This is a genomic window from Halorussus gelatinilyticus (assembly GCF_023238445.1).
Classification (GTDB): Archaea; Halobacteriota; Halobacteria; order Halobacteriales; family Haladaptataceae; genus Halorussus; species Halorussus gelatinilyticus.
Map to the genome: position 1 here is coordinate 2,025,569 of NZ_CP096658.1, position 19,213 is coordinate 2,044,781.

The following is a 19,213-nucleotide window of genomic DNA, read 5'->3' on the forward strand; positions in this document are numbered from 1 at the left end:
ACTCACTCCTGCTCTATTATTCGGTGTGCCAGTCTTGGAAGCTATTGTCGGCGGCGACGGACCAGTGGTCGTCCGCGTTCCGACGGATGACCTGCGGTTTAGCCTTCGTATCGGGCTCACGTTCGATACGGCAGTGTACGTCCTTAAGATTATCAGGTGTCCAAGATAGCCGTTATCGAGTGCGATGACTTCGTTTTTATCACAAGCGAATTCGCAAGGTTCGACCCAATAATTCCTGCTCCACCAGTCACGAGGATACGAGCACCCTGCATACACCCAACATATTAATTTACTAAATCCCATAACTGCCATCTATATCACCCACAGCAAATAGAAGTCCGCGTAACCGAAAGAGTGTGTGGTGGAGAGATTATCGCTTCCAACGTGATTGCCGACGAGAACGTGTAAGAAGGTCTACCCGGATGTTGAATAGAGCAAGAGCGCGGATGAGACACTTAACAGCGCTGCTCCTGCGCTGATCACAGAGCTTGACGAGGAATTCAATACGATGGCGACGCTGGTGGTAATCGACGGCGAGATACAATCGATTGCCGCAACGAAATTATCTACGAAGGGCTGGTCGGTAGCCACTCGGACAGGACATGGACTACCGAGAACCTCGCTCACGAAACACCGTCCTGATCTGGTTCCAGTCCGTCGAGACCTACTTCCTCGTCGTGACCCGCTTCCGGTGTCCGAGAACCTAGGCCAACATGTGAACGGGAATCCCGTCTCCGTTTGGATCGGCAGGGTGCGTCCCGTTCGCTGAGTGGGATGCCATCGAATGGCGAAGCGTGTGTATGTGTGTGTGGTCACGAGCCACCTCGTGTTTCCGTTCGTATCTTCGGTGATGGGCTCGTTGACGCCCGACTCCTTAGCCTGTTCTTTCACGATCCGGCTGATATAGATTGGCCGCACCTTCGGCTTCTACTGGGTGAGAAAGAGATAGTCAGAGTCGGCAGCGGGGGCGTATGATTGGCGCTATTTCTTCACCATTTACGCATCAGGTAGTCCAGGTTCGTGTGGTAGTAAACGTATCGGATGTAGTTCTCGTCGCCCGCGCTTGCTTTCGCCGACGTGATACGGATCTCTCATTTCCCGAAGTCGATTTTCCGAGCCGAATATAGGAAAGTTCAACTCATAACGATAGATATAGTCCTACACTGGTTGGCCAGATTTGGCAATTATTTTATATCGAGCGGGATTCGAACTCAACCGATTAAGTCATCACTGATCATGATATTTGTGTTAATGTCGGACACTCTTCCCCGACTCTGATTGATTTCATGTCCTTAGAAATTTATTTCAAAAGTATACAAAAGGACAGCAAGTCTCGACTACTCGTTGCTAGCGATAATACTGAGGAAGAACGAGTAGAAGATCGTTTGAAGTCCGAGAACGAGTGCCGTAAAGGCCACGAGATTAGTGGCAATCACCGGCAACTGCGTGAAGCCACTCGTCACCCAGGTGTATGCGAGGTAGCCCGTGTGAAGCGTACCAGCAGCGAATATAACTACCCCCAGTGTTGCACCATGCTCGAGCTTGAAGTTCTCAAGTACCCACTCTGTGATTGGGTCCTGGGGTTTTCGAATTGGATTTCCAGCCACTGCACTAAAGATGGCAAGACTGCCGAGTTGGTAACTAGCAATTGTGAAGAGACTCCCGGCAATCATCGTGTAACTGCCAAACGTCACTCCACTCACCTCGACTCCGGTCAAGGAAAGACCCATAGTCAGCAACCCAAGAGCAAGCGTCAGTACTGCGGGCACTGAGAAGAGATACCCCGGCGCGTTCTCGAGCATGAACCGGACGTGGCGCCAGCCATCCCGGAAACTCTCGAGCGTCGCTTCACCTTCGCGTTCGTGGTACGTAATCGGGACCTCTTCAATCGTCAGATCCTTCGCCCCGGCCTCCATGATCATCTCGCTAGCGAACTCCATGCCCGTCGTCGTACAGTCCAATGTCTCAAGTGCCTCCTTGCTCATTACCCGAAAGCCACTGTGGGCGTCCGACACACCAGCCCCGTAGAAGACGTTTAGGAACTTGGTCAACAACGGATTTCCAACATATTGGTGGAGTTTGGGCATCGCCCCAGGTTTGATCTCGCCCTCAAGACGGCTGCCCATCACCATATCCGCATCGCCATGCACCACCGGCTCAAGCAATCGCGGAAGGTCCTCGAAATCATAGGTGGTGTCGGCATCCCCAATCGCGATATAATCGCCGCGCGTCCGCTTGAACGCGTAGCGATACGCATAGCCGTAACCTCCCTTATCGGGTTCGACGACCCGAGCCCCCATCTCACGGGCGATCTCGGGCGTGCGGTCGGTCGAACTGTCGCTGATAAGAATCTCGGTGGTGATGCCGAACGCTTCGATCCCATTCGTGATGCGCTCGATACATTCGGCAATCCCCTCCTCCTCGTTGAGCGTCGGCATCACCACGCTCAATGCGGGTTTGACGTCACTCTCTTCGCCGACGAGCAGCCCGTCTGCTGGGGCCGGTCGCTGGTCGGGTGGGGCGGTCTCTACTGTCTGGTCGTCGTGTCGTCGCGTGCCTTGTGTTGCCATGCGTGCCAGCTCCGTGTCTCGTTAGTCGTCTGCCGCGGTCGGCGTGGTGTCGGCGACCGACGTCGGTGTAATCGGTGACTCGCCACATTCAACACAGACGTACCGGTCGTCAACGGTCTGAATGACCGGTGCGTTGCAGGAGATACATTTGAGGGCTGCATCGCGTGCAGTGCGTGGGTAGCGTGCCATTAGACAAGTAACCTAACTACCTCCTAAAAGTTTTTACTATTTTTACAAGTCCTTCAGACCTTCTAGCCGTATAGTATAAATATTTCACCGTAGAAATAAATTAGGGGGGGTCTCCGGACCCGGTTCGTCAATAGCGACTATTTCTTAACTATAGTTACCGAGCGGTCAAGGAGACACCGAACCACACCAAAGCGGTGGCAGCAATGCGACCAGAGACACTGAGCACGTGGTCCCAATCGCGTGCCCCCCAAACCACTTAAATAACAGAGTTGTGATGAGCCCGGCATGACCGACGGAACGTGTCCACAGTGTGGCTGTGCGCTTGAGGAGTATCCAACGAAAACACGGTGTATCAATTCCGGGTGTGCCTACCAGTACTAGAGCCACTACGTCTAGCGTTTGCGACCACACAGGTATGTCCCTCGGAGCAGGTTGCTGCCAGCGACTCAGTTTCCGCTTGAGGCGTTCTTGTTCACCCAGCGACTACAGAACGACGGATGCCTCACGGGGTACACCGCTACTCCCAATCCCCTTTCGATGACAACAATTCAGCTTACTGATACGATGTGCACACCAGCTTGATTCCTTCTTCAAAGCTAATTTCGGGCTCCCAGCCAGTGGCCGCCTGCATCTTGGTCGTATCGGCCATCGTGTCGTGCACGTAGACGTCGTCCGGAATCGGGTTCTCGACGTACTCAGGGTCAATGTTCGTTCCGAGTTCGGTATTGAGCATGTCGACGACGGTGTTGAAGTCATAGCTCTCGCCCGTCCCCAGATTGTAGGTGCCAGTTAACTGGTGGTCAGCTGCGAGTTCCAATCCACGGACGATATCCGTGACGTAAGTAAAGTCCCGCGTCTGGGTGCCGTCACCGTAAATTGCCGGCGACTCACCACTCGCCATATCATCAGCAAACTGTGCGATGATGTTGGCGTACTCGCCTTTGTGCTCTTCTGCACCACCGTAGCCCTGATAGACCGAGAAAAAGCGCATCCCCGCCATGTGCATATCATAGTGGTTGGCGAAATACTCGCCGTACTGTTCGCGGGCGAGCTTCGACGCCTCATAGCCCGTCCGGACTTCAACATCCATCTCTTCAGGCGACGGTTCGGTTCGATTCCCGTAAATCGAGGAGGTCGATGCGTACACCACGGTGTCGCAACCATCCTGACGGGCTTGTTCGACAACATTCACGAATCCCTCAATGTTCACGCGAGCACCTTTCGTCGGGTCTTCCTCGTGCATTGCATATGAGGAGAGCGCCGCGAGGTGGAACACCACGTCTACATCAGTGGGAAGGTCGTCTTCAACGACACTCCGGTTGCGGAACTGGACACCGTCTTCAAGATTTTCTGGAGTGCCGAGATAGCCGTTGTCGACTGCGATGACATCGTTTGATTCGGCTAAGTAATTTGCGAGGTTCGATCCAATAAATCCACCACCACCGGTCACAAGCACTCGCTTGTTTTCTACCATATCAAAACTTCCCAAGAAGACAGTGATAAAAGATACGATAATACGATTAAAGAGATGAAGTAGTTAGTCGGTGGTCGCGGATTTCGAGGCAGACTTACAGTCCTGTTGACAAATGGTTGAAGGGTTTCCAATGTCCGACTAATGTCTTCTATTTCATTGTTCACCGCCGTTTGAAAATTTAGAACGTGGTCGGTCGTGGTAGCGCCAGATGGAGTCGATTCTACGAGATTTTCAGATTCCAAAATCTGAATCGAATAGCGAATCTTATGTTTAGGATAGGAGATACGGTTGTTTAATGTAGTGAGTCCAACCGGCTCGTAGTCAGTGACTGCCTCTAAGACGCAAAGATGGCGTTCTAAAATCTCAACCTCGTTTCCTACCCGCTCAATCATCAAGTAAACCACATAACTCCGCCCTCATCAATGTTACTCAGTGATAAAATTGAGAGCACTAATATGCACCATAAGAGTAGAAAAGAAGAGAAATAGACTGTTCTCTAACCTCGAGGGTTGAACTTAGAGAGACTTTCATTACCGGCAATTAGACAACAAGAGAATGAGTCTACTATTTTTCAAGCTCTTCGCATGCTACTTCTCGCAATTCATCCAAAAGATCCGGATGATGTTCCGCTAAAAGTTCGACATCCTCGGGGATTCGTTCACGAATCCGTCTCCGTACTCGTGAAATGGCTTGATATCGCTTTTCGTTTTCTACATCTTCTTTGCCAGAAATCCTCGCTGCTTCTGTATCCGTAATCAGTCCTCTTGACTTCGCCATAGCAGAGTCTATGAAACTCTTCCCTGTAGTAGTTCCTTATATCTATCTTCAATGATTATATATTCTCGCAATGGTTGCGAATATTCGCAACTATTAAGCGCGGTGCATTCTATTATCTAGATAAGAAGCACGGCATGCCGGCAAAACTAGGCCGGTGCTGGAGACACCAACCGTGCTTCGGGACACGAAGCATGTCAACAAATACTACCGCAAGTCCTGAATTTTGCGACGAATCGCCGCTAACTACCACTTCTCTTTCGAGAGAAATCACAGGCCCTCTCACGGGCTATGACGGCAATGGGGATGCCGAGTACTCGTTCTACTGCTATGAGGCGTGTGGCCGGGAATCTGCCAACGGCGCAAGAGACATCCTGCACATCACGTACTGCTTCGGGAACTAACCACCGTTCTCACTATACTCTATGTCTGAACGTACTAACGAGACGGCGGTGAACTAGGTGCCCGAAGGACTGCAGGTCGGCGAGCAACAATGATGTGATTGGTGTTGTAGCTGTGGCCGGCAATTACAGGGCGGCCATGCAGTAACTGCGTTCGCCTCGAAACCTGCGGGCGAGATACCATGGATGGTCACGCGCGTGTACTGCAGGATGTGCGAGCAAACCGAAATTGTGACATCCACACTTGGTACGAGAGAAGTGTTGGTGTCGACGTGTTTGGTGCTCACGCACTTACCTGCCCGCCAGACAACTCGGCTCGTCCTTTTGGAGGATGAACTGTACACCCAAAGCGCACTGAGCGACGTGAACAGCCCTTAACGCCCTTCTCCTCTCAGAATCACACCCCCTCCACCAACAAACCTACGAGAGCTACCCAACACCCAGTCAAACCCCGAATACCCAGCTACCACATCTACCGCAAGCCACTCACGGAAGCGCACACGACCAGCAACCGAGCGGGAAGATAGCGATGAACACACAACGTCGCGTACACTCGACGACTATTGAGGAACTCGCCTCTCACGTCCAGCAACTCACCGAGCGCCTCAATGACCTCGAAGCAGCACTTGAAGAGAAACTAGCTAGATAGACACTCTCGAAGCTGACTTCCAAGAGGAACGTCAGAAACGCCAGGCAGTCGAAGTCCAATTCACCGAGGCTGAAGAGACACTCAATCAAATCGAGTTCAGGGGTGTTGACCACCCCGAAGAAGCGAACGCACCGAACCTGTTCATCGCAGGCATCCCAATCCGCCAGATGGTCGAAAGCCACGGCGACGCCATCGACCGCCTCGAACACCAACGTGACACCACCACGAAACCATCCAAAACAAGATTACGAGCGAGGAGAACACGCGCGTCAAGGAAGATAGTAAGATTCGGCGTCGTCTCTCACATGTCGAGGATGAAGTCGACATCACGCTACCAGAAGCTATTTAGACCGCGGCAGGCGGCGACACACGCCATCTCTCGAAGCTCGAACGTTCATCCGGCATGGCCCAGAAGCCGTGACTGACGGCCGCGTGTATCCTGTCCACGAGCGTGCGCGCAAGATTGCGCTCAACCTCGCCGACTGGGGCACCAAGATTAATGACGCGTACGGCAAACGCGCTCGGTTGCGCTCGGTCAAGGATAACGTCAAAACGCATCTCGAGGCCGTGTTCGATCGGTCATTCCAATGGGGTGAAATCTATCGTGCGATGGAGAAACTCGCTGACATCGCGGAAGGCAGCCAACTTCGCCTGCAGGTAGGCAACCGGGATGAAGGCAAGTATGTTCTTGAACTGCGATTCAATGACGGTCGTCCCACCATCACGGAGAACCGATGACGCCCCCACATACACGTGGTGTAACCGGGACAACCCCGCGGCCGTGTAACCAACCCACGCTCGTCCACCAACCAGAACCACGGTAGGCCACCCACCACCTCACTCATGAGGACCTCGGCTTTGTTTAGAAGGGTTGGATAGCTGTATGTGTGGTTTCTCTATCGGTCGTCTACGGTCGTAGTGGTGGCAGTCGCGGCGGTTTCGCGCCTTTCATCACGTGTAAGCCGGCGATTTGTCTGTATTTTATTGGCGAAAAATCACGATTCTTATGACATAGCTCTTGGAAGGGATGATTACTATGAGAACCGAGATTGTGAACAGTATTGGTCAGAAAGCACTGGCTTTCAGAGAGGCTATAACCGAAACCTATCACAAAGAAGGTCTGCCAACCGCGCTCATAGGTATCGGATCCTTCTTTCCGATAGTCTTGATGGAGTTTGTACTCAAATTCAAACGACCCCCACGAAATTAATATCTCGACTACTCATGTAAATGAAGTGCCATCTGCCCAGAACTGTAATTCTATATATGAGTTAGTGACGGTTGGATTTGCAGGCGGGTTATCGTGATAGAGGAGGAACGCCAGTCGTATCCACTGGCCTTCCATCGTAGGCGAAATCGGGACTTATCTCAGCCACGTTTCGTCTGCGCCGACAGAAGCCCGGAATCGGGTGATTTTTCCTCTGCTTGGATCTTGGCTGTAATATTAGTGACTCTATGAGCAGATCCGTCTTTTGTCCGGACTAGCGTTGTATTGTTTGCCACCGTCACCTTTTGCAGTTCTACCACAACCATATAGTTCCTCTCGCGGTGTTCGTGGTTCCCGATACTGACGTGGAGCGGCTGTGATTCGCCGACTGTGAACTCAATTGGATACTCATCTGCGAGGAGGTCTCCAGTCTCGTTTTCAGTCAAAATATAGAACTCGGTGAACGCTTCACCTTGCTTGGGAACGGCGACGGCATAGGTGACACTCACACCGGCAAAAAGAATACTACAGACGAGCAGAAAATTAAGTATCTTGTCGGTCCGGTCAGCTGGCTCAAACAATTCGCTCTGGGCCCTTTCCATCCCGTTCCCGTACGGGACGTAAAAGCGGTCCTCTGCAGGGAGTTTCTATCGTCGTGTTGCGGCTATCCAAGTCGCGAGAGCGGTGAATCCACTCACTGTGAGTAACACTGGAACGAGTCGAATTCCCCACGGAGTGAAGTTGAGAATGAGCCCGAGGAGTGGAACGATGGCGATACTCGTATCAAGCGAAAGTGCAGTTCGCTCAAGACCATCGATACTAGAACCCGAGCGGCGCTCAGGGGTGTCCGTCTCGTGGGGTCCACCTGCTTCCGGGAAAAGAGCGGCAATGAACGCATAGCCTGGGACGAAGAGAACGAATGACAGGCCGATGAGCGCTCGAATTGGCGTCTCATTAATTCCTGGCGTTAGGACTGCGAGACAGGTGAGAACAACGACTCCGAGGATGACTGCGAAGTCAGCAGGAAGGCGATGGACCTCCGTGGGAGCAAGAACCAGACCCGCGGCATACGGTCGGAATTAGACGCGGAGCCCGGAAGATTGGAACGGTAAACGTCAGTCTAACAGCAGAGAGCTGTAACTTCGCGGCGTTCATCGCTGAAGTCGCCGGTGAAGCCTCCGTTGATGCAGTTTCGACAGGAGCGGCAGACACAGCGGTGGAGTTCTACAACTGCAACGAGATTTCGGCAACTGGGACGGCAACAGGGGGAGGAGCAGGCGTGAAGGTATTACCTCATTCTAAAATATCTATACTTAACAATTGTTTATCTTATATACTACGAACTGATTAATTGTGTCGACTTTGGAGAAGTCCGGACTCTGAGAAAACTTATTGTATGCAGCATCTGAGATGGGTCGGCGCGGGTGATTCCCAACCCAGAACTGATCACGGTAGACGTCACGACTGAGAATAAAGTACTCGGCCGACCCCATCTGTTGGCAGGCTGCGGTTGCATTTGTTCCGTGCCAGACAGCCTTGATTGAATCTTTAGTAGCTGGATAAGTCAGCTCAATCTCACGATGACCCCCCTCTCCAAGGAGATACGCTCCAGTCTTCAGGTCAGTATAAACTGGCGTTGACGAGGTGATACTCGACTCATCGAGGCCTCCCACTAGCTGTCCATATCCTTCAGAATATCCATCACGAGTTGTCGTGATCTGGACCGCCGAAACCGAAGACACAAACAACCCGATAATAGCAATCGCCATCAGAGCTTTCCGGAGTCGACCGCGAGAAAGAGCTGATACTTCCACAGAGAAAAGGACTGCCGCTGCATATGACGCCTCAGCGACAACTCGGGATCGGAAGAAGGAGAGAAGTAGGCCAGCTGGAAGATAAGTCAAGACGGCAGCAATAGGCCAGACCACGAGAGGATGCGCAAACGCACGATGCTGGAGTCGGCGGAGTATCAGGATGCCCCCGACAATTGCGAGCACCGCAAATGTCGGATAAAACGGAAGCGGAGTCGTACCTACTGCTTGATACGGGACTTCAGATGGGGACATCAAAATCTCCCCTAATCCCCCTGATGCCACGGTAGAAGCTATCAACGCACGTTCTACGATTGGGATTAGCTGGCCGGTAACAAATATAGTCGCTGCAAGGATTCCGGCCGCGGATATCCGTGTCGTGTTTCGGCTCACGAAGACATTGACGATAATAAAAGCAGTTGCGACACCCAGAAAGAGCAAGGCACGTGGCGCGTAGGTGACGGAGAGAAGTCCAATCGAGATTAGCAAGCCAATAATCCACGTAGTATCTCCGCGTTGCCATCGGATTAGTGTGTAAATTCCGGCAAGGAAGAAGACAAGTGAGAGTCCCTTGGCCTGAGTGAGGTAGAGTGGACTATAATCCATTCCAACAAACAGTAGTGCCGACCCAAGGATAATTAATACCGAATCACGAGTGAATCGACGGATAATTGCCGCGGTTATCAGGAATTTCGCAATAGCTGTTGGTATGAAGTAATGACGGAATGACCCAGTAAAATCTAATCCAGTCAATCGGGTTGATGTCACCGTTGCATATACCGGAAACGGAGCCCGAAGTCGTGTGCAGATTTTATCCGCAAGATAAACTGGATAAACACCGAGTATCTCGCCACAGGTCGCTGTTATTGCTCCCGTGCTAATTAACTGAGACTCTAAAAGCCATTTCGCGTATTGCCATCGGTCAACGTGGCTAGAGACTGTAACGCTTGCTGTGAGGACCAGTAGGCAAGCGATAAGGGACAGGAAAATTATAGCGATGTCAAATCTGGAGTAGTTTTGGACCGACGGGCGCGGAAGCCATTCTGCTGGTTCTGCTAAGTAAAGCAAACCAAGCGTAATACCATCTAGAGAGATGAGGATCCAGTTTGCGCTAAGTCCTATGTATTCGGCCGTAACAAACCCCAGTGTAGGATAGAGCGCCAAACTGAGAACACATCCGATGGCAATACATTCAAGCTGGGAGCAATCTCGGGGGCTGAGAGCTAAGAGAAGTGCGTATCCGGGGCAGACCGAGATGAAGATTAGTACCGAAGCTGGTTGGAAAACCGGTATTGAGAGTAGATACGCCATGTTTGCGATGGCTGTGAATATCAAAACCACGAGTTTCTCAGGGCCGATATTCTGGATATTTGGTGAGAGGAGAAGGGGTATGTCTTCCATTTCCATTATCCCGGTTCACAAACACCAGATATATATCGGTTCTGGTGTTTTCTTTAAATCTACTTAGCAGTTCTTTCACTTGTCCACGCCGTGAATTAGTAGCCCGAATCTCATTTTGGATTGCTGGAACCGAATCCTTTTTAGTCTCCGTGAACGGCGTTCAATGCTTGAGCGGTCGCACCACCTGAGAGACGGATGTACTTTTGCGCAGTCGCCATATCCGCCCAACCCATCAAAGACTGTAGTGGCACGACGTTCAGTCCTCGAAAAGCGTAAAACGTCGCGGCAGTAGCTCTCAAGCAGTGTGGGTATAGTTTTTCGCGATCCATGCTCGCGATGTCGGCCAGAGCGTCCATTCGACGGTTCATCAAGGACCTAAATCGCGAGTATTGCTCGTACTCATCGAAGACTCGCGGAGCGCCGCTTCGATTCGCTCGTCGCTTTTGATTTCTCAGACAGTATGGTCGTCGCTTGCTGGACCACGGTCTGAGCGTGCTCGTCGTCAATCTGGCCCGTGGTGAATCGAGCGCGTTCGTAGAGTTCTGTGAGCGACTTCAGTTCCGTTGAGTGAAGCAGTTGTGTGTCCCCGTGGTCGTGGTATGCTCGATAGAACTCCCAGTGGGTCTGGGCTGGCGACGCTTCGAACGTCTCGGTGTTTCCAGCAATCTGATGACGAACAGACTGATAGGCTAACTGTACTGCCTCACTATAGTTTTCGGCTGTGAGTTGGCTTGACGCCTGTTCGGCTAATGTTTCGCTAACGGATACTACCGAGTCACTCTCACCAGACGCAGTAGAAGCCACAGATCCGGACTCTGCTTGCTCACTTGCTGTCGACTCTGATTGGGCATCGCCAGTGTAACTGCGGAATGCAAGGACTCCAATCACGCCAATCCCGAGTAAGCCAGTTCCCAGTATGAGTGGTGAGACAGGAAGACCGTTCCCTCCTTCCGCACTCTCAACTTGGATAGCACGTCGAGCAGTAGTTTGTTCTAGATTCCCTGTCCCATCAAAGACCATTGTCGCATTCAGTGCGGAGTCAGCCGTGCCACCAAACACAGTGGAGGTATTCACGAGCGTAGAATAGCCACCGCTCTCGTTCGTCAGTACCGTTGTGACCGTCCGACCATTGAGCTGAACCGAAAGTGTTTGATTGGCGATTGCTACTCCTGTATCCGTCGTGAGCTTGCCAGAAAGACGAACGCGATTCGAGGCCTGCTCAATAGCAGTCAACGAGAGTGTAGTCGGTGTTTCGACGATACGGAGTTGCGCAGTTGTATTCGATGTTTTGAGCGACTGGTTCTCAAGCGGGAGTGAGAGCCGGATTTCTTGGGTTCCTGGCGATACTGCGGCAGGAATCGACGTATCGAGGGTGAATACGCCAGTCGAATTTGTCTGGGTTGTTCCGAGATATGTTGCCCCGAGTATAACTCGAACTGGAACTGCTTTCGGACTATTAGAGACGTTCGCGATGGTCACACGACCCGTAATCGAGATATTCTGATTGAACCGTGTTTCATCTGGCAGCTGGGTAAGCGTTATTCTGGCAGGTACTGCGCTTACATTGATTTGAGTGGTGGTCGTCGATCCAAGATATTTAGAGACGTTCGCTGGAAGGTAGTGCACAGTAACCGACTGTGGGCCGCGCTGAGAGCGTGTGGGACGTACCGTAACGGTAAATGACCCGTTGGCCGTCGTATTCGTTTGCACTACTTGAGGGCCGAGTTCAACAGCGATAGTCTGGTTCTCGAGGGCAGTGCCGTTAGCTGATTGGAGTCGTCCTGTGATGACGAGCGGCTTGCGGAACGAAACGTTAGTTGTCGCTCTTTTAATCGTGATGTTCGTCTGGGTGAACTCTGTCTGTCGAATTACGGTCTGTTGGGTCGAGACGTTCTGCTCAGACTCGGAGACCGAGCGTTGTACTGAGGTAAAGTTCGAGCCAGTAGAGTTCGCGATGGTCTCATATGATCGAGTGAGATTCGTTCCAGTTTGATTGATTTGGCTATGGAGTTGCTCGAGTTCCCGCGCAAGTCGTTGGGCGCGTGTCTCGTTCCCACGCTGTTTGGCTTCGCGATATGCTTCTTGGGTCTGGCGGTACCGCTCAAGGGAGGATAAATACTCTCGATGTTCTGAAGTCGTATTCTGAAGCTGTTTTGCGACCTCGTCGTCTTCAGTGCTTTCAGTTCGTTCAGCGAGGTCACTATATCGTTCGAGCGTTTGATTGTAGTCTTCGCCGAGTACTGCACGCGCTGTTTCGTATTCTCCCTGACTTAGGTTGACACTGCTATTCCCGAGTTGTGAGCGCAGGCGACTGGCAAACCACTGTTGAAGAGCGCCCGTATTACCGTCGTTTTTGACATCAGAGGGGTTCTCGTGTTGGACGGTAGATGAATTGTTGGCGGTGGCTTGCCAAGCAATTAGAGTGCGTGGAGCGTCTTTCACGTCAACTTTAGACGACTCATCCAGGACCGCATTTTCGGTGGACGAACTTACGCCAAGTGCTTGTCCCGACACGCCCGTAGTGAGTACAATAAGGATAAGCAGAGAAAGAAGCGATGTGCGAACCCTGGTCGGAAGCATTACACGGATTTCGTCTCAACCCCACCCTAAAATACCTTCCATCTTCGCTGTCACGTCAAATCCTACAAATTCCTGTAGAGAAGGGTGCTTTGCTCAAGGTTAGAGTAGAGCAGAATCTCAAAACGTGTTCCTCACTATGCACACGAGACCAATAGATTCAACTAATGGCCATTAGTCGGTATCGCGCATGCAGGTCACGTACCGGTATTGGGCTGCCGCAGGATTGGCAAGCCTTCTTGCTGTGACCGCTATCGTCTTTGCACAGCCACTCTTGGTCAGTGGCGCAGCAACAATCGGTGCGTGGCTTCTCATTCAACAACTCCAATTCCTCAGAACGGTTCGTCAGGTGAATGACCGCCTCATCGTCACGCAAGCAGTTGCTCGCGAACGCATTCTTACCGATGATGCGGTCCCGGTCATCCTTGAAGCAACTTGGTCCTCGGCGCTCGAATTAGACGTCGATGTTGGCATTGTCGCTGAGCTCCCACCAGGACTCACACATTCGGAGCGTTCTGCTCGGCAACTTGACTGTGACACAGACACAGAGAAGGTATCGACGACGTTCACAGTCGATATCCCTGTCGCGGGGCAGTTTGAGCTCCGACCCCCAACTGTCACAGTCACCGATACACAGGGGTTGTTCCGGTCGACGTTCCCTGCCTCAACCTCGGAGACACCGTCTCTCACTGCACTCCCGAGACGACCACGGGACTTACATGTCGGACAGGGCGGTGATGAAGTCGTCTCGGCATTTGGCGATCACAAAACCGGTGACTTTGGACTTGGGCTAGATCCCGGTGAAGTCAGAGAATACGTGCCGGGGGATACAGCACGCCAAATTGACTGGAAGGCAACTGCACGGTCGACAAGCCCGCACGTGCGTGAGTTCGAGCAAGAATCCGACCGACAGACGGTCCTGTTTTTCGATCACCGCGGTTCTATGCAGACTGGCACTGCAGGTGAACGGAAGCTCGATTACCTCAGGCAGGTGGCGCTCGCGTTCGTCGATAACGCCCAACGGAATCGTGAACCAATCGGCATGTACACGGTTGGCGATGACGGTATCACAACTCGCCAACCCCCCGCGACAAAACCAGCGACGTATCCAGACCTGCAGACGACGCTTCACGACCTCGAACCAACAGACTCACCGCCAGAAACGAGTGCGTCTGCGACACCAGCCCCACCACGGGAGGTACGCCAGACTGCCGAGCGCCTCTCTACGAGGGACTCCGCGTTTGCAAGTCGGCTTCAGCCCTACTTTGAGGCATCCCGAACGTATGTCCAGCGGATTGCCTCCCAGCCGCTCTACAATACGGTTCGCACGCAACTCACCGATAGTCAGAACACGATCAGTGCAATCATCCTGACCGACGACCAGCACCGGGGTGAGATTCGTGAAACCGTTAAGCTCGCACGCAAACACCGAGGAGATGTTCTTGTCTTTCTCACCCCGACTGTGCTCTTTGAACCGAATGGATTGAGTGATGTTGACGAGGCGTATGACGAGTATTCGGATTTTGAGGCGTTCCGTCGTAATTTGACTCGGTTAGAGAGTGTGTCGGCATTCGAGATTGCACCGGGTGATCGACTTGATGCATTGCTAGCAAGACAGGCGGGTTCTAACGTAGCTTAATCATGAAATCGATAAGACGCAAACAGGGTCGAACGTGGCTTGGTGCGGTTGGAGCACTTGTCGCACTTGGGGCCCTTACAGTCCTCCATGGTGTGCTCGGATTCGTTGGCGGAGTAGCTATCGGACTTAGCTGGTATATGCTGCCGTCCGTATATGCATTCACAATTGGACAGTTTGTGGTTATTGCGGTAATACCCGGGAATGGAACAAGTCTGGTTCAGGTCTGGCTTCTCGAACTTGGGCTGATTAGCATCCTCGTTGAACCAGGTGTAACCCAAAAACAGCAACTTCGGAAGACCGTTCTCATCGGACTTGGAATCAGTCTCGGTGTGAGTCTCGTCTGGGAGATTGTTGATGGAGTGCGTCCGCTCTGGCAATCCGTTCTCGTCCTCGCAGTCATCTTTATGACGCTTACATACGGCTTGCACCGATACGAACAACTTGAACTCGGGCTCATCGAGGAGGCTCCTTAACAGATGAGTATAGATGCAAATCAATCTACGAGCGACCCAACAGTTGAAACCGAAGCACAATCAGAGAGTGATAGTGACACGGACCGTGATCCGGATATCGCCGCCAGGGTTGAGGTTCTGCGTGAAGAAAATCGTCGACTCCGCACCGCGTACGCTCACGCTCGGCGAACTGAGTATCGACGTGCAGCCCTCGGAGTCGGCATCTTAGGTGTGATTGCGGGTATTGGTGGTATTGTCTTCCCTGCCTCACAGTCAACACTATTTGCACTTTCCGGAATCGGCCTCTTCACGAGCGTTCTCACGTATTATCTCACACCTGAGCGATTCGTCGCGGCCTCAGTTGGTGAACGAACATACGCCGCACTAGCATCCCTCGGCGACGACATAGTTTCTGAACTCGGGTTACAGCAAACCCGGATTTACGTGCCAACGGAGGGAGTAACCGATGAAGCCACTGCTGATGTCCGACTTTTCATTCCAGAGCACACAAACTATCGCACTCCTTCCCCCGCAGAACTACAGTCACTGTTCGTCGTTCCTGACGACGATAGGGGACATGGAGTTGCAGTCCCCCCGACTGGTGGGACGCTCTTCGAGGAGTTCACCAGGACTATGGTAGATTCTGTTGCAGAGACTCCCCAAGACTTAGCAAATCAACTCACAGAAGCGGTTGTCGAAGGCTTTGAACTGGCGGACACTGCAGAACCAGAACTCAACGTGGAAACGGGGCAGGTGACGGTTGGGATTAGTGGTAGTGCGTTCGGCGCTGTCAACCGGTTCGACCATCCGATTACGTCGTTTATTGCGACTGGATTAGTAAGGGGGTTAGAGACGCCAGTTCACGTTGAGACAGTTGCTGCCGATGATGATCAATTCGAGTACGTCCTTACCTACTCGTGGGATGTCGATAGCACTGAGTAGCGTTATTGACGTCGTTTTCGTATTACGGCAATAAACAGCAGTTCTCATCGAACTATCCCATCTACTTATTGTGGCAAGTCGTGTAGGATGATATGCACCGAAAGGTGCAATATGGGAATACCGTCGGGCAGCAACGGTTCTTCCCGTCATCACGCCCATACTAGGCGTGATGACTCCTTCGCGCAAACAGAGGGTTCTAACCGCAAGCTACTCTCGACCAGACGAAACTCGTGTTCCACCATCGCTACTCACCGTTGCTTCCGGTGACTGTGGTTCTGGGTCACCCCCTGGAGCAGCGACTGTCTCCACTATCTCTTCGATAATTTCTCGAGCAGATTGGTCGCTCAACTCCGCATCAGTACTTAGTGCGACTCGATGGGCGAGCACGGATTCAGCGAGTGCTTTCACGTCATCCGAAATGACGTAATCACGACCGTGAATCGCCGCGCGTGCCTTTGCTGTCTGCATGAACAAAAGCGTCGCCCGTGGGGATGCACCGTACTCCAGTGCCGGGCTTTCACGAGTCGCCGCGATGATTTCACGGATATATGATTTAATGGATTCGTCTACGTATACTTCCGTAACTGTCTCCCGTGCGGCAGTGATGTCTTCCTCTGAGACAACTGCAGAGATGTCGTTTGGGCCAAGTTCGGGAGTGCCATCGAATCGATTCATCAACGCGATTTCCGATTCCTCGTCAGGGAGGTCGACAGTGAGTTTAAGCTGGAAGCGGTCACGTTGTGCTTCCGGCAGCCCATGCGTGCCTTCCATCTCGATCGGGTTCTGTGTTGCAATCACCATGAACACAGACGGCAACGAGAGTGTCTCTCCCTCAATGGTCACTGATCCTTCCTGCATTGCCTCAAGAAAAGCACTTTGGGTCTTTGGCGTTGCACGATTGATCTCGTCCGCAACAACGAGATTCGTGAAGATCGGGCCTCGCTGCAGACTAAATTCACCAGTTTGCTCACGATAGACGCTCGTTCCCGTGACGTCTGCGGGAAGCAAGTCAGGCGTCATCTGAATCCGTGACACGTCTAAGCCAGTCGCAGACGCGAACAGATTCGCAATCGTCGTTTTCGCAACCCCAGGGACACCTTCTAAGAGTACATGACCACGAGTAAGCAGCGCAACGGTAAGCCCTTCGATGATCTGTTCGTTACCGATTAAAACAGAATCAACTTCGTCAGAGACGGCTGAATAGAGTGCCTTTGGATTAGCGAGTTCTTTCGTCATTGAGCGAGGGCTTCTTACTACTAATTGATAAAGTATCAGGGTCGCTCGTCAAACAAATAGTATTAGTTCTCTCCAGCGTCCCTATTCGGTTCGTTTCGGCGTGCGTTCACAACTCGTTGAATTCGTTCCTCGTCCCAATCTGGATGCTCGGCACGGAGACAGTTGGCCAACTCATTATCACTTACCTGCACTCCCTCTCGGGATGATTGAGTACCACTCACCCGCTGTTTCAGCCTCTTAATCACGTTCGTCTGGAGAACCCCGAGGATGGCGAGCGTACTGAGTACTCCACCGACGAACTGGAGGAGTGCTGAATTTCTGATGATGAGAAGGGCAACGGCAAGTGGGGGAAGACTCGATGTATGTGAGTAGTCAAGGATGACGTGCTGATGGGAGGTGAAAAGCGCACGCGCGAACGCCCGGTTGTCTGATTGGTCGAGCATCGTATTGATGAACAGACTGGGGTCACCGACGACGACAACGGTTCCGTCACCGATTTGCTCGCTCGTCACGACCGGATATGAGCCGACCGCTTCGTTCGAATCAAGCGTCTCGTTCTGATTTGTATCGAGATACGCATACACAGAGGTGGTGAGTAGGACGGAGGAATTGTTTGGATTGACTGCAGTCCCGTGATTCAGGGTCACTGCTGAAACGTTTTTGAGAGCTGACCGATTCGTGATGTTGTTCACGACCGGCATCGCGGGAGAACGGTAGTTGGACTGTTCGTCTCGAAGCGGCTGGCCATCCAAGCGAGCCTCTGTGTTGAGACTTGCAAGAAGTCTGTTTGCATGTGAGCCGTAATCACCGGCAACGATGAGTGTCCCTCCATTCTGGACGAAGGAATAGAGTCGCTGGCGTTCCTGCGCTGTGTACGGTTGGTCGGGTGAGAGAATCACCCCGATCGTTTCGGTTGGTGGTGTCTGGCCGTAGGCGGTCGTCTCACGAGCAATGGTCGTTGTTGCACCCGTGGCTGTTGCAGTGGCTTCTAACTTCGATGTCCCGTCCCAATTGCTATTGTAGATGCCGAACGCAGCACTCGACGTACTTGCAGCGACGAAGAGAGTAACGACTGTGAGAATCCCGAAGCCGAGGAGAAGCCGTTTTGGTGAGACGAGTGACTTAGTGCTCATTTATATCACTCCTGGGGGAAGGATGGCGAGGATTCGACGGATGACGATTAGCCCGAAGATGAGAAGTCCAAGGCCAATAATCCATTTGAGGCGTCGACGCCATTGTGGAGTAACAGAAAATGGCGCAGTCAACTCGACAGTGATGAGAAACCCGATGAGTGATATGACAAAGACGAGTTCGAGGGTGACTGAGTTGAGGAGCGTAAGGATGAAGACTGCAAGTAGCATCCATGCGGTGAATCCGTAGATGAACCGGAATCGCCGCTGTGTGGCCATATGGGCTACGCAACCGAGTCATCCTTTACAAACATACCGGTTTTCCTGTTGACTTAATAGATTCTCCGTGAGTCCACTTTCACTCGACACCGATTCTATTTGGTATTCAATAGCGAACCCGTCTAGTAATGAAGATATTCGAGCACGTTAGCTGGTGGAGTGAAAACGATTCATCGGCATCGCTCGTGTTTCAGTGCACAAGCTGTAACACATGTTTTGAGGTTCAGCGACAAGTGTGCCCGGAGTGTGGTGGATACGATATCGACCGACGAACTTGGACCGACGTATCGGAGTAACTGCAATGATTAGTCGTGCGAGCGAAGCGTCGTCCTCAGAACCCATAGTGACAAAGCTGCTGTGCAAAGCGACTGACTGCCCTGCTGGCGATCAGAGCGTGAAAGTGACTGGTTGAGCGAAAGCTGGTGAGCAGACGGTTGTTGCGTACATATCTGAAAGATAAGATAGGGGGTCGGCTGGGAGAA

The 19,213-nt window shown here is 52.2% G+C and carries 15 protein-coding genes and 4 pseudogenes; 6 read left to right on the plus strand and 13 right to left on the minus strand.

Going from position 1 to position 19,213, the window contains the following annotated elements:
• Nucleotides 1-19 precede the first annotated feature (19 nt).
• The 5 genes and pseudogenes from M0R88_RS10430 to M0R88_RS10445 all read right to left on the minus strand — a co-directional run.
• Nucleotides 20-115 (minus strand): annotated as a pseudogene (locus tag M0R88_RS10430) (IS5/IS1182 family transposase); the annotation flags it as partial.
• Between the two features lie 44 nt (nucleotides 116-159).
• Nucleotides 160-272: pseudogene (locus M0R88_RS18745) on the minus strand (NAD-dependent epimerase/dehydratase family protein); the annotation flags it as partial.
• 1,065 nt (nucleotides 273-1,337) lie between these two features.
• Nucleotides 1,338-2,570 (minus strand): glycosyltransferase family 2 protein, encoded by a 1,233-nt coding sequence (locus M0R88_RS10435; protein ID WP_248653449.1) that lies wholly within the window; start codon nucleotides 2,568-2,570, stop codon nucleotides 1,338-1,340.
• Between the two features lie 21 nt (nucleotides 2,571-2,591).
• The gene (locus M0R88_RS10440; RefSeq protein WP_248653450.1) at nucleotides 2,592-2,759 is read right to left on the minus strand and encodes a hypothetical protein; all 168 of its coding nucleotides are present in this window, start codon (nucleotides 2,757-2,759) and stop codon (nucleotides 2,592-2,594) included.
• A 553-nt stretch (nucleotides 2,760-3,312) separates the two neighbouring features.
• Nucleotides 3,313-4,233 (minus strand): NAD-dependent epimerase/dehydratase family protein, encoded by a 921-nt coding sequence (locus tag M0R88_RS10445; protein ID WP_248653451.1) that lies wholly within the window; start codon nucleotides 4,231-4,233, stop codon nucleotides 3,313-3,315.
• 1,292 nt (nucleotides 4,234-5,525) lie between these two features.
• On the opposite strand from M0R88_RS10445, the pseudogene M0R88_RS18875 reads away from it, so the two are divergent.
• A pseudogene (locus M0R88_RS18875) lies at nucleotides 5,526-5,786 on the plus strand (DUF8112 family protein); the annotation flags it as partial.
• A gap of 201 nt (nucleotides 5,787-5,987) precedes the next feature.
• Here the strand turns inward: M0R88_RS18875 and M0R88_RS10450 are convergent.
• Complete coding sequence (locus M0R88_RS10450; protein WP_248653452.1) at nucleotides 5,988-6,266, minus strand: hypothetical protein; 279 nt, start codon at nucleotides 6,264-6,266, stop codon at nucleotides 5,988-5,990.
• Nucleotides 6,267-6,474: 208 nt separating this feature from the next.
• Here M0R88_RS10450 and M0R88_RS10455 point away from each other — a divergent pair, with 208 nt between their 5' ends.
• A complete protein-coding gene (locus tag M0R88_RS10455; protein WP_248653453.1) occupies nucleotides 6,475-6,795 on the plus strand; it encodes a hypothetical protein in 321 nt (106 codons plus the stop codon).
• A 484-nt stretch (nucleotides 6,796-7,279) separates the two neighbouring features.
• Here the strand turns inward: M0R88_RS10455 and M0R88_RS10460 are convergent.
• From M0R88_RS10460 to M0R88_RS10470, 4 genes and pseudogenes are all read right to left on the minus strand, one after another.
• A pseudogene (locus M0R88_RS10460) lies at nucleotides 7,280-8,322 on the minus strand (DUF8471 domain-containing protein).
• A 255-nt stretch (nucleotides 8,323-8,577) separates the two neighbouring features.
• Nucleotides 8,578-10,482: a hypothetical protein gene (locus M0R88_RS10465; protein ID WP_248653454.1), complete on the minus strand. Its 1,905-nt coding sequence runs from the start codon at nucleotides 10,480-10,482 to the stop codon at nucleotides 8,578-8,580.
• A 134-nt stretch (nucleotides 10,483-10,616) separates the two neighbouring features.
• Nucleotides 10,617-10,844: a tyrosine-type recombinase/integrase gene (locus M0R88_RS18750; protein ID WP_368409343.1), complete on the minus strand. Its 228-nt coding sequence runs from the start codon at nucleotides 10,842-10,844 to the stop codon at nucleotides 10,617-10,619.
• A 31-nt stretch (nucleotides 10,845-10,875) separates the two neighbouring features.
• Nucleotides 10,876-13,056, minus strand: coding sequence for a DUF4129 domain-containing protein (locus M0R88_RS10470; protein ID WP_248653455.1), 2,181 nt, complete (start codon nucleotides 13,054-13,056; stop codon nucleotides 10,876-10,878).
• Nucleotides 13,057-13,243: 187 nt separating this feature from the next.
• Here M0R88_RS10470 and M0R88_RS10475 point away from each other — a divergent pair, with 187 nt between their 5' ends.
• The 3 genes from M0R88_RS10475 to M0R88_RS10485 are packed head-to-tail and all read left to right on the plus strand — an operon-like array spanning nucleotide 13,244 to nucleotide 16,086.
• Nucleotides 13,244-14,692 (plus strand): DUF58 domain-containing protein, encoded by a 1,449-nt coding sequence (locus M0R88_RS10475; protein ID WP_248653456.1) that lies wholly within the window; start codon nucleotides 13,244-13,246, stop codon nucleotides 14,690-14,692.
• A 2-nt stretch (nucleotides 14,693-14,694) separates the two neighbouring features.
• Entirely contained in the window at nucleotides 14,695-15,165 is a 471-nt protein-coding gene (locus M0R88_RS10480; RefSeq protein ID WP_248653457.1) for a DUF8163 family membrane protein, read from the plus strand.
• A 3-nt stretch (nucleotides 15,166-15,168) separates the two neighbouring features.
• The gene (locus M0R88_RS10485) at nucleotides 15,169-16,086 is read left to right on the plus strand and encodes a DUF7982 domain-containing protein (protein WP_248653458.1); all 918 of its coding nucleotides are present in this window, start codon (nucleotides 15,169-15,171) and stop codon (nucleotides 16,084-16,086) included.
• 207 nt (nucleotides 16,087-16,293) lie between these two features.
• Here M0R88_RS10485 and M0R88_RS10490 read toward each other — a convergent pair whose 3' ends face one another.
• The 3 genes from M0R88_RS10490 to M0R88_RS10500 all read right to left on the minus strand — a co-directional run bounded on the left by M0R88_RS10490 (nucleotide 16,294) and on the right by M0R88_RS10500 (nucleotide 18,731).
• Nucleotides 16,294-17,322 (minus strand): AAA family ATPase, encoded by a 1,029-nt coding sequence (locus M0R88_RS10490; RefSeq protein ID WP_248653459.1) that lies wholly within the window; start codon nucleotides 17,320-17,322, stop codon nucleotides 16,294-16,296.
• Between the two features lie 62 nt (nucleotides 17,323-17,384).
• The gene (locus M0R88_RS10495) at nucleotides 17,385-18,455 is read right to left on the minus strand and encodes a DUF4350 domain-containing protein (protein WP_248653460.1); all 1,071 of its coding nucleotides are present in this window, start codon (nucleotides 18,453-18,455) and stop codon (nucleotides 17,385-17,387) included.
• Nucleotides 18,456-18,731, minus strand: a complete 276-nt coding sequence (locus M0R88_RS10500) for a DUF8044 family membrane protein (RefSeq protein ID WP_248653461.1) — start codon at nucleotides 18,729-18,731, stop codon at nucleotides 18,456-18,458. It abuts the gene before it with no gap.
• Between the two features lie 128 nt (nucleotides 18,732-18,859).
• Between M0R88_RS10500 and M0R88_RS10505 the strand changes: the two genes are divergently transcribed.
• The gene (locus M0R88_RS10505; protein WP_248653462.1) at nucleotides 18,860-19,027 is read left to right on the plus strand and encodes a DUF1272 domain-containing protein; all 168 of its coding nucleotides are present in this window, start codon (nucleotides 18,860-18,862) and stop codon (nucleotides 19,025-19,027) included.
• Nucleotides 19,028-19,213 lie beyond the last annotated feature (186 nt).

Coding starts and splice junctions, on each gene's coding strand:
- M0R88_RS10435 (WP_248653449.1), bottom strand. CDS start 2,570: ATGGCAACACAAGGCACGCGACGACACGACGACCAGACAGTAGAGACC.
- M0R88_RS10440 (WP_248653450.1), bottom strand. CDS start 2,759: ATGGCACGCTACCCACGCACTGCACGCGATGCAGCCCTCAAATGTATC.
- M0R88_RS10445 (WP_248653451.1), bottom strand. CDS start 4,233: ATGGTAGAAAACAAGCGAGTGCTTGTGACCGGTGGTGGTGGATTTATT.
- M0R88_RS10465 (WP_248653454.1), bottom strand. CDS start 10,482: ATGGAAATGGAAGACATACCCCTTCTCCTCTCACCAAATATCCAGAAT.
- M0R88_RS18750 (WP_368409343.1), bottom strand. CDS start 10,844: ATGAACCGTCGAATGGACGCTCTGGCCGACATCGCGAGCATGGATCGC.
- M0R88_RS10470 (WP_248653455.1), bottom strand. CDS start 13,056: ATGCTTCCGACCAGGGTTCGCACATCGCTTCTTTCTCTGCTTATCCTT.
- M0R88_RS10475 (WP_248653456.1), top strand. CDS start 13,244: ATGCAGGTCACGTACCGGTATTGGGCTGCCGCAGGATTGGCAAGCCTT.
- M0R88_RS10480 (WP_248653457.1), top strand. CDS start 14,695: ATGAAATCGATAAGACGCAAACAGGGTCGAACGTGGCTTGGTGCGGTT.
- M0R88_RS10485 (WP_248653458.1), top strand. CDS start 15,169: ATGAGTATAGATGCAAATCAATCTACGAGCGACCCAACAGTTGAAACC.
- M0R88_RS10490 (WP_248653459.1), bottom strand. CDS start 17,322: ATGACGAAAGAACTCGCTAATCCAAAGGCACTCTATTCAGCCGTCTCT.
- M0R88_RS10495 (WP_248653460.1), bottom strand. CDS start 18,455: ATGAGCACTAAGTCACTCGTCTCACCAAAACGGCTTCTCCTCGGCTTC.
- M0R88_RS10500 (WP_248653461.1), bottom strand. CDS start 18,731: ATGGCCACACAGCGGCGATTCCGGTTCATCTACGGATTCACCGCATGG.
- M0R88_RS10505 (WP_248653462.1), top strand. CDS start 18,860: ATGAAGATATTCGAGCACGTTAGCTGGTGGAGTGAAAACGATTCATCG.